Raw genomic sequence first — 10,298 nt, 5'->3', positions numbered from 1 at the left:
ATAGAGACCAATGGTAATAGGTATCGACCGTTGCTAACCCAGTCACAGATACGCAAGATACGGCCGTGAAAGCTGCATCCACAAGGGTTGTACTCTGTCCTGGCATACTTGCTATAGGCAACATAAGTAATAGCGTACCTAATGTCATCACCGCTAGAAAGCTAAGTGCCAATAAACGATAGGGATTTTGCTGCATGTATCGTTGTACATGAGAGTGTGAAATATCATGCCACATACAACATTACTCCAATCCTATTAATTTATGTACTTGTTCTAAGCTTGGCAAAGGACTGCGCCCGCCAATACCTTGTGTATTTAATGAGGCCACAGCAGAAGCAAAGATAGCCGCATGCTCTAAATCTATATGAGCACAATGCATTAATACTTCTTGGCCATTCATATTCGTTTGTGCCGTATCCATAGTTTTACGGATGCACGTAACCAATCGTGCTAAAAAAGCACCATGGAAACTATCCCCTGCACCCGTAGTATCCACCACTGTATCTTGAGGGAATGGTTTACAGCGATAAGATGTTCCATCAGGCCATACAAAATAACTGCCATTAGCACCATCGGTAACTCCAGCAATACATGCACCTCGTTCATGAATGATACGACAAGCATCTTCTAGATTAGTTGTGCCCGTATATTTTTCAGCATAATCACGAGCTACGATAACGATATGACTATCTTCTGTAATAGGCTTCATGTCTTCATCATAACGCTGAGCACCACCATCTAAAGAAATGATAGTGCCTACCTCTTTGGCTACCTCAATAGCAGATCGCATGAGTTGGCGATGTCGACCATTGATATGTAGAATATAGGCAGATCCTATCAGCTGCTGATGGGTATCTAAAAACTTAGGCTCAGTTGCAGTAGACCGTTCAAAAAATACAGCACGCTCACCAGTACTCTGTTTTACGAGGATTGTTGCCACTCCACTGTTAGCACCGCTTTCAACTTGAATAGCCTCTGTATTAACATTGTATTTTTTAAAATCATCTAATATATGACGACCTACCATATCATCGCCAATACTATCAATCATAGCAGTACGGGCACCATATTTTCCTGCCACCGCTAGTGCTGTAGCCACTGGCCCACCACCATCTGTAGTAGACGATATGACTTGTTGCACCTCACGGCCTGTAGGATAATGATCGACGACGATAAATCGATCTAATGTACTAGCACCGATGCCAACAATATCTATATGTTTTTGAGGAAATGCACTCATACTTAGCTCCTAACATCTACTCTTATATGTCTTAACAACCTTCAAATCTTATATCTACAGAATACCTTTCGCTTTGTAAAAAGTAAACCCCAGACCACGGTCTGGGGTTACTTTGTACTACAAGAGTATGTATGTCACGTATTTTGTCTTGCTTAGTATATGTAGTGTGTGAGAAAGGTTGTTAGATTTAAGGTGTAATATAACAGGTTAAGACATCATACGTTCCATCATGTATTCAATTTCGTCAGCACTCAAATTGTACATAGCTTGTACCATTCTCTCCGCTGACTCACCAGAAGCACCGCTTTTTGCGATTTCCGCTTTTGCTTTTGCAATGAGGGCTTCCTTGCGTTGTGCTTCTGAATCTTCATCGGTAGGTACTGAAATATTAGCTTTACCTTGTCCAATACCGCGTACCTCTTGATTAGGATTATCTTTAGACGTTGTTTTCGTATCTTGAGCAGCTACTGCCTCCATAGCAAAGGAGTTTTTACCAGTCATGATATACTCTACAGCTTCTAATGTACTTTGTGTAAGGTTTACAGTCCAGAATTCACCGGCTGCAGTCAATTTATAAAGCAAACCATTATAAGCGACAAGACCACGTTCTTCCCATAATTTATAAAGCCATTCTAATTCATCTAATTTTGAATCCAATGTAGTTAAGCTCTTAATATTGAGGAAACCTTGTTCCAGTTGGCTTACCACTTGATTTACGATAGGTTGTAAATCGCTTTGCTTCATGAGCGCCATAAATGGCTTTTCACCGCGACTAACCATATCTTCGTATGGTTTTAATGCACGATGTAACATCATGCCGTACCCATCGACGTTACCGCCAGCACCACTGCCGAACGGGAACATCGGTACACCTGCTTTAGCTAAGATGTTATACAAGCTACGTTCACGGTTGTTCGCACTCCAGTGAGCCGCACTTAATCGACGATAGGAACGCGCATCTAAGTATTGGCGGCCGAATTCGAACATATCCCCTTGCATAGCAGTTGTAGCTGCGGCAGGAACCTTACCACTTGCAATATCTTTATTAAGATCGCTACCATCAAATACATTCAATTGATAGAGGTCTGCACCATCTACACCAGAACTAACTAAATCGGCTAAGTCTTGTTCCCAAACCTCCATCGTTTGTCCTGGCAAACCATAAATCAAGTCGATAACAACAGAGCATTGACCATAGGCTTTTAAAGCTGCTAACCGTTCTAATACGGTTTCTTTCGTATCTAAACGACCCACCATTTGACGCACTTCTGTATTGAAAGATTGTACGCCAATGGACATGCGGTTTACACCATTTGCCATCCACACATCAAGATTTTCAGGAATCAAATCGTGAATACGGCCTTCTAAGGTCAACTCATAATCGTTAGCTAGTGGCAAATACTCTTTAATGGCTTTCAACAATCTTTCAGAGTTTACTGGTGATAACGATGTTGGCGTGCCACCGCCAATAAACACAGCATGAATCAAACCATCTTTTAATCTAGGGCGCTCACTAGCGAGCTGTAATTCACTAATAAGACCATCGATATATTGATCTTCTACATTTTGACTCGTACCATTTTGGAAGAAGCCACAATATGTACATTTAGTCTTACAAAACGGAATGTGAATATAGGCACATTGCATTTCACCCTTTTTAGGTGCGCCATTCATTAAATTATCCCAAACGGCTTGTGTTTCCTTTGGAGAAACAAGCGTGCCATTAAGACCTGCATGAACAACCCGTTTGTGAGGGAAGGCCCCACTCATTGGATTATCGCATTCTAAACCTAGTTGTAGATTGCGTTGTTTCTCCGGAATGGATTCAAAGAAACTTGCTAAACTCATACTCCAATCCCCTTTCAGTTTAGGCTTGCAACTTTGCAAGCACAGATTTTGTAAATTCTTTTGCATTTGCAAAGTCTTGTTCATCTGGATGTGTTTCAGCCGCTTTATGTAATGCATCGCGTTCAGGGCTTTGACCATGAGCAGATCCAGGTGGGAACATTTTATACATCATTTCGATCACTTTAGGATCGATTTTACCTTGGCATACGAAGCCATCTACAAGGGATTCTTTGTTTTGTAAAAGTTCAGATGCTTTTTCGATACTTTCACGAGCATGATCAGAATCTGCATACATACCTAGCGTAGCAAAGAATACGATATTAGGATTTGTTAAGGTTTCAATCAATTTAGCAGCCTCTTTATTCGCTGTGCCCCGGTCTACCCAGAAACCTACAAATACTGTGTCATAATCTGCTAAATTCTCAGGTGCCTCCTTAACTGGCACGCATGGTGTGCCTTCAGGCATTACGGAAGCCATTGCTTCCGCTACGCTTTTTGTATTTCCCGTTAGGGAAGAGTATAAAATAATGGATTTCATAATTATCTCCTTTAATTCTAAGATAAGTTTATTACTTACATAAGTCTATTCTTCTTCATCTTCACCATCGGCTTGTACAACAAAGTGTACAGGAACCTCTACTGGTTGTATATCACCTGTATGATTTGGATATGGTGTGGCGCGGCGTACTGCATCAAGAGCAGCCTCTACAAAGATTTCATCACCGCCACTTAATGGTGAAACGCTAATCAAGTTACCTTCCGTATCCAAACGAGCCGATACCAAAATGGTAATATCTACATTCATTTTACGCTTTATCGCTGCATAAGGAATTTGTTTTTGGCTATTTACAGCTGCGTAAAAGCCAGCCGTATCAAAGGCAGCTTTCACCGTACCATGACCATCACCTTTACCAGTGCCGTCACCGTTACCATTCCCCTGACCTTGACCATCGCCATTACCAGTGCCAACACCTGTACCGTTACCGCCACCAGAGCCGCCACCAGTGCCATTGCCTGTACCACCTACGGAATTATCCCCCGAGGTATTACCTTTATGTTCGCCACCTTTTTTGGCTACATCTACTGCATCAGGAATATCTGTTGCAGGAGATGGATCTATATTTGCTACAACAGCCTTTGTTCTTGCCGCTACTTCATCGGCCGATAGTGGTTTCGGGAATAGGTCTGACCTATTACCGCCCCCACCGCCGGCATGACCACTGCCGCCATCATCGAGAACACTTTGTGTGAGATCGATTTCATAGGTTTCCATTTCTTGGATGGCTGGAACCACTACGAAAAAGATGACTGCAATAAATAGAGCAACTAGATGAACTACGGCAGATATAATGGCTGCTTTTTTCCATGATATGCCTAGTCCCATAGTTATCCTTTCTGTTCAGCTGCAATAGCCAAGCGTTTAACTCCAGATTGTTTTAGCATGTCCATAATCGCTACAACTTGACCATGAGCAGCGCGTTTGTCAGCTTGTAAGATAACACTAGCGTTAGGATTTTCTTGAATACGTTGTTTAATCATAGCTTCTGCTTGATCAATGCTCATTGGATTGTTATCAATTGTAATATGCCCTTCCGCATCCAATGTAAATACAACAGGCAATTGAGCTGGTGCAGAAGCACTAGTAGCTTGTGGTAGTTGTACAGATAATGCTTTTTGAGCAATGGTTTGTAAGCTGTTCATCATGAAGAATACCAACAAGAAGAAGATGATATCAATCATTGGGATAATCATGAATTCCGGCTTAGTTTTCATACGAAAGCTTTGCAAGTTCATAATTATTTCCACCCTTCTCGTTTAGCACTAACAATGCTGACGCACATATTTTCAATTTGGTTAATGATAGAGTCCAAACGATGGCTAAAGATTGTATATACAACGAATGCCATGATAGCTACACACAAACCAGATGCTGTAGCGATGAGGGCCTCACCGACACCACCAGTAATGGCGGATGCACCAGCGCCAGAGTCGAGGATACTGAAAGAACCGATCATACCTGTTACTGTACCTAATAGGCCCAATAATGGAGAGATTGTAACGGTAGCACTTAGGTAGTCCATATATTTACGGAAGCCTACTGCATCAACCCCCATTTGATCCGCGAAAGCTGTTTTCATAGCTTCTTCGCTAGAAGCATTATTCAAACCTGCTTCTGCAATGCGGCTTGCAATAGATGGGTTTTCTTTGATTACTTTATCAATTTCTGCCCAATTTTGTAATTTTGCTAGTTCATTAACTGCATGAGTAACAACGAAAGTTTTACCCGCATATTTACGATAGTAGAAAGCGCGTTCTGCAGCGATAGCGATAACCATGAAAGACAAGAGTAATAATGGATACATTACATACCCGCCGCTATGAAACAAGTGAATGACATAATTTAAGTTTTCCATATTAGTAACCTTTCTGTCTGTTTACAGACTGAACATTAGAACCTGTAGGTCCCTTGAATTCTTGTATAATCGCCTAACTTAAAGCTTTCACTACCATATAAAGTATCTCGTTTATTAGTACCCTTCGCATCGAATGTATAGAATGCTTCAAGGAGTAAATCCTTGCGTGGTACATAGCCTGCACCAAATGTAAAGCTCCGAATACCGTCAAGATAACGATCCGGTACTGCACCAGTGCCATTGCCACCGAAGAAGGAGCCATGTTCAAAGTGTTTATAATCGATGAACGCATTCCAAGATTTTGGAATATCTAGGTCAGCGCGGCCAATGTCGAGACGAGCCATCCAGAAGTGTGGTGTACCACCCATTTGATGACCATTAAGCGCAAAGTCTGCTGTGCCACGTTCGTGTTGGTATACAGTGTTACCATTTAAGTAACGACCTAAGTTGGAACGGTTTTGACCGTAGTCTACGGTAACAGCTGCATTAGCGCCTAGTTGATATTTAGCGCCGATACCAAATATATGAGCTACATTGGAGAAGCTATGTTCATCATTACCGTTGCCATTCGCATTGAGGTATGTATGCGTTTTACCGCCAAAGGAGCGTAAATACCATGCTTGTAAACCAAGACGAGAGCCTATTTGTTTCTTGTATTGAACAAAGGCTGCTTTATCAATAGCAGGTACATTGTCTTTTTCAAGAACTACACCTTCTGTTTGAATCAAGTTGCCAATAATCTTACCAATCGCTTCACGAGGTAATTTATTTTCAGATTCTGCATCATGTACAACTTTTTCAAGATTATACATATAGTTGAACAATGCATTTGGCATGCCCCAACCATAGTAAGAACTACCTTCGCCCCAGTCATTGGAGGCCATTGTAAAGTTCTTTTTGTAAATCGCATCTTTAGCATCAAAATCGCTAAATACATAGCTACCACTATCGTATTTATATGTTTTAGCACCTAAATAACCAGTGAACTCATAATCACTAGATGGTTGTCCGTAGTAATCATAAGATTGTTTGAAAGTGCCATCTGGCTGTTTAACCCAAACAACATCAAGTTCACTATTGTTATAATTACTCCAGTTATCTGTAGCATTATATTTAGCTATTTCTGCTACGGATTGATTGATCTCGTCACCATGTTTTTCAACATAAGCCTTAGGATTTACTAACGCATCTTTATTATCAGTAGATACGATAAGACCTTTCGCTTTTTCTTTTAAGTATTCAGGGTATAAGGAGGAGTTCACATTATACATAATGTCCCCTGTCTTATAAAGTTTCTCTCCTGTATGCTTATTAGTGATTTCATACATTGCATAACCACCAGATGGAATATCGAGAGAGAATTTCTTCTCAGCCATATCTGTAGGGTATGCCTTTGTAAGAATATCTTGTAAGCGGCTCATAACTTGCGCTTGTTTTTGTTGTGTTTCTACCAACTTAGCATTGGCTTTTTCAATTTCTTGATCCCGGTTCGGATTGCTCCAACTTAGATTCAATGTAGCTTTATATGCTTCATATTCATCTTGCAGACCTTTTAGCTGTTGATAGAAGTAAATGCTATCTGTCTTACCTTTATAAGTAGAATCATAAATGCCATTAGGGCTATCTGGTGCAGCTGCATCTTCAGCAGATTTTTTCTCACCATCAGAACCTGTTTTTGTAGCACTAGTAATATCGTATGGGAACTCATCGCGGTTAATACCAATCAATTCAGCTGCTGTTGGTGGTCTGTAGATAACTTCATGTACTGCATGAGTATAGGCAGAATCAGTAATACCAGTACTATGTTTGAAAGTACCAACACCGATGCGAACTTGAGAGTCGTGACCATTCCAAACGGCACGCACACCATCATAGGATTGACCAAACCAGTAGCCACTAGCACCCATAGGTTCTGTTAAGCGACCTACTGATACGTCCCATTTCTTAACCCGTCTTGTGAGATCCACTGTATCAAGTCGTTGATGGTTAAAGCCTTTAGAATCGGATCTAGTCCAGCTTGTATCAACACCACTCATACCAGTTGCGCTACCGATAACCTTGAGATTTGTAAACTCATTAAGGCGTGCATCGAAGCCTAGGCGCAAGCGTTGTTCAAAGCTATGACGATTAGCATCGTACATATTCGCTTTAGCAGAACCGATAGCAGAGTTGGATCTAAATGGAGATTGAGGTCTATTGGAACCATCATGTGCCATCCAGCGCGCTCTGTAGTCGCCAACTAATGTAACACCACGTTCTTTAGTGGTATCAAAATCAGAACGAATAAAGTCAGTTAAGCGAACTACATCAGCTACGTTTTGTACGCCAGATTCAACACTACCAACTTCACCATTAGCACCCGCTACATTGGCACCTGCTACGCCAGCCTTTGCACCATCTTTGGTCTTGCCGATAGCCGTCGTTTTGGTACCATCTCCACCACCAAATTTAAGGTTGACACCCACACGATACACACGTTCTTGGGTAGCACGGTCATCATCGCGATGGTTAAAGATATTGTTAATACCAAAGTACATCATGGCATTTTTATTGAATCGTTTTTGAACCATTACGTTCCAAATGCCGAATGTTTTCTTTTCGTAGGTTTGCTTATTATAAACGCCTGCATCACCAGACAAGATATCTGGCCAGTAGTTACCACCATTGTTAAGGGTATTGCTATCAAGCATATTGATATAGTAATCACCCCAAATAGAACCATTCCAACCGGATTTAGGATTGTCATAAGTAATACCGATATCAACTTTGTGCATTGGTTTATCAAGCAATTGTCGAGGCATACTTGGATCGCTCTTGTTGATAGCATGTAAGTATGTATAACCTAACTTACCAGACCAATATTTGCCGAATTTTTGTTGTACCTCTGCTTGTACACCGGTGATTTCCGCTTTACCAATATTTTTAAAGCTGTAAATCATATCTGGTGCTCGTTGGTACTTCGCATCACCTTTAAGATATGGCGCAAAGTCCATGAAGTCCCCTGTGAAGTATACGGACATATAGTTCTTGATGCGGTTGTGGAATACACCTACCCGTGCATAGGTATTTTTATTTTCCCCTTCCAAGCTCATGTCAAAGTTGACAGATTTTTCAGGTTTCAAATTAGGGTTACCAGCCCAGTACCAACCGAGTTTTGCTACCCCAATCCCTACAGGGTTGGAAGCATACATTTCCCAGTTATACCACAATTCGCCCATACCAGGCTCAGTATAACCAGTACCTACATTGGCTTTAAATCTACGATGTGTATTGCCATTTACGTTATAGGTCATCCCTAAGGACGCGGATAAATTAGAACCAAACAAGCTGCTGTTATCAAAGCGAAGAATTGGAGACAAGGTCATATTCTTATTCACTTGCCATGTATCAGAAACATAAGCATTTAGCTTGCGAATTGTACCACTACCTGTTGTTAATCGTTGGTCTCGATTACGGTACTCTTCTAAGAAGGCTTTACCATTTAATTTAGGTGCCTTTTTACGCATTTCTGGGTCATTGGACTCGCCGTATTTAAAGTAATCCCCTACAATATTGGCACGTGTTGCAGATAATACAGGATTTTCAGCTTTTAAACGGTCTTCTAAAGCCTTATAACGAGCTTTAAACTCATCTGTTACAGGTTGATTATTAGGAGATGTACTAGACCAATCACTTAATCTACTTTCAGACAAACCATAGTTTATATAGTCATCGTATGTAATACCTGGTTTTTGAGCATCTGTTTCTGCACCATAGTATTCATAATCCATATCCCATTGCGGCATACCGCCACCGGAATTAATGAATTTATAGTCGTGGATATGAGAGTAAACCTTGATGCTATTATCGCCTTTACGACGTACAAGACGGTCAAGTTTATCAACTAGCAAGCTCTTATCGTACTCCCATGGATCAATGTACATGGTTCTTGTATTAGGGGAGCTCTTCAATCGGCTACCAGAGCCTTCTTCACGAGCATAGCTTACACCGTAGCTAAGCAAATGATTTTTGTTGAGCTGTGTATTCGCATTAGCTCGAATATCCAATTGACGATGATCGATGTTATCAATATAACGCAACTCATTGGAGCCTTCATAGGCGGAGCGACCTGTATAACTAATGAGGGCTACGTCATTTTCTTTAATGCGGGAGTAGTTAGTTTCAACAGTCCAGTCACTTTTACCTGCTCGAGAGGACCATTGTAAGTTTGCCGTATTACGGTCCGCAGTACGTTTGAAATGTTGTTGAGGCTCTAAGTCAGAGTCGGAGTGTTTCACATCGCGCACAAGGTCTTCTGTATATCGGTTGAGGCGCATTTCAAATTTATTTTTATCATTTGCCTCGTAAGTTGCTACGAGACCGATATCGGCCGCATCACCGTAGTAACGAAGTACATTGGGCTTAAAGTTATGCTTTGCATAGTCAAAAGCCATACCCGTTTCACGGCGGCTAACGGATGCCAATACAGGCATGAGATCTCGTTTGCTACCAGATAACCCGACCTTTAATTTCCCCATTTGACCGGAGTCGGCACGAATGAAGAAATTTTGGAATGGAAACGCATCGCCATCGCTCTTACGGCGCATGCCTTCAGCATTTAATTGCAAGGATGGTTTCTTTTGTGCCTTTTTAGTGATGATGTTAACTACACCACCTACTGCATCAGAACCGTATTTAGCACTAGCAGCACCTTGAATAACTTCTATGCGTTCAACGTTTTCCGTACCGAGCCGTTGTACTTCGTCTGCAGCACCAGAGTACTTATCAAAATCACCCAATACTGGTTGACCATCTAC

General features: G+C 41.3%; 7 protein-coding genes and 1 pseudogene. All 8 read right to left on the bottom strand.

Annotation, left to right across the window (positions count from 1 at the left end):
* A pseudogene (locus tag Q0F90_RS04755) lies at nucleotides 1–235 on the bottom strand (cation transporter); the annotation flags it as partial.
* Nucleotides 236–241: 6 nt separating this feature from the next.
* Nucleotides 242–1,240 (bottom strand): carbohydrate kinase family protein, encoded by a 999-nt coding sequence (locus Q0F90_RS04750; RefSeq protein WP_296003830.1) that lies wholly within the window; start codon nucleotides 1,238–1,240, stop codon nucleotides 242–244.
* A 207-nt stretch (nucleotides 1,241–1,447) separates the two neighbouring features.
* The gene (hutW, locus tag Q0F90_RS04745; protein ID WP_296003828.1) at nucleotides 1,448–3,088 is read right to left on the bottom strand and encodes a heme anaerobic degradation radical SAM methyltransferase ChuW/HutW; all 1,641 of its coding nucleotides are present in this window, start codon (nucleotides 3,086–3,088) and stop codon (nucleotides 1,448–1,450) included.
* Nucleotides 3,089–3,107: 19 nt separating this feature from the next.
* On the bottom strand, nucleotides 3,108–3,626 hold the full coding sequence (locus Q0F90_RS04740) for a flavodoxin family protein (protein ID WP_009351304.1): 519 nt from the start codon (nucleotides 3,624–3,626) through the stop codon (nucleotides 3,108–3,110).
* A 45-nt stretch (nucleotides 3,627–3,671) separates the two neighbouring features.
* Nucleotides 3,672–4,472 carry an energy transducer TonB gene (locus Q0F90_RS04735; protein ID WP_296003826.1) on the bottom strand — a complete coding sequence of 267 codons (801 nt, stop codon included), beginning with the start codon at nucleotides 4,470–4,472 and terminating at the stop codon, nucleotides 3,672–3,674.
* Between the two features lie 2 nt (nucleotides 4,473–4,474).
* The gene (locus tag Q0F90_RS04730) at nucleotides 4,475–4,882 is read right to left on the bottom strand and encodes a biopolymer transporter ExbD (protein ID WP_257846302.1); all 408 of its coding nucleotides are present in this window, start codon (nucleotides 4,880–4,882) and stop codon (nucleotides 4,475–4,477) included.
* Nucleotides 4,883–4,884: 2 nt separating this feature from the next.
* Complete coding sequence (locus Q0F90_RS04725) at nucleotides 4,885–5,502, bottom strand: MotA/TolQ/ExbB proton channel family protein (RefSeq protein ID WP_296003823.1); 618 nt, start codon at nucleotides 5,500–5,502, stop codon at nucleotides 4,885–4,887.
* A 35-nt stretch (nucleotides 5,503–5,537) separates the two neighbouring features.
* Nucleotides 5,538–10,298 (bottom strand): TonB-dependent siderophore receptor (locus tag Q0F90_RS04720; RefSeq protein ID WP_296003822.1); only part of this gene is annotated, 4,761 nt, incomplete at its 5' end.

The sequence above is a fragment of the uncultured Veillonella sp. genome, assembly GCF_934190855.1.
Classification (GTDB): domain Bacteria; phylum Bacillota; class Negativicutes; order Veillonellales; family Veillonellaceae; genus Veillonella.
The sequence above is the reverse complement of the archived record's forward strand: the minus strand, read 5'-3'. Positions and strand labels throughout refer to the sequence as shown.

Excerpts from the sequence above, each read along its gene's own strand:
- Q0F90_RS04750 (WP_296003830.1), bottom strand. The coding sequence starts at position 1,240 with ATGAGTGCATTTCCTCAAAAACATATAGATATTGTTGGCATCGGTGCT.
- hutW (WP_296003828.1), bottom strand. The coding sequence starts at position 3,088 with ATGAGTTTAGCAAGTTTCTTTGAATCCATTCCGGAGAAACAACGCAAT.
- Q0F90_RS04740 (WP_009351304.1), bottom strand. The coding sequence starts at position 3,626 with ATGAAATCCATTATTTTATACTCTTCCCTAACGGGAAATACAAAAAGC.
- Q0F90_RS04735 (WP_296003826.1), bottom strand. The coding sequence starts at position 4,472 with ATGGGACTAGGCATATCATGGAAAAAAGCAGCCATTATATCTGCCGTA.
- Q0F90_RS04730 (WP_257846302.1), bottom strand. The coding sequence starts at position 4,882 with ATGAACTTGCAAAGCTTTCGTATGAAAACTAAGCCGGAATTCATGATT.
- Q0F90_RS04725 (WP_296003823.1), bottom strand. The coding sequence starts at position 5,502 with ATGGAAAACTTAAATTATGTCATTCACTTGTTTCATAGCGGCGGGTAT.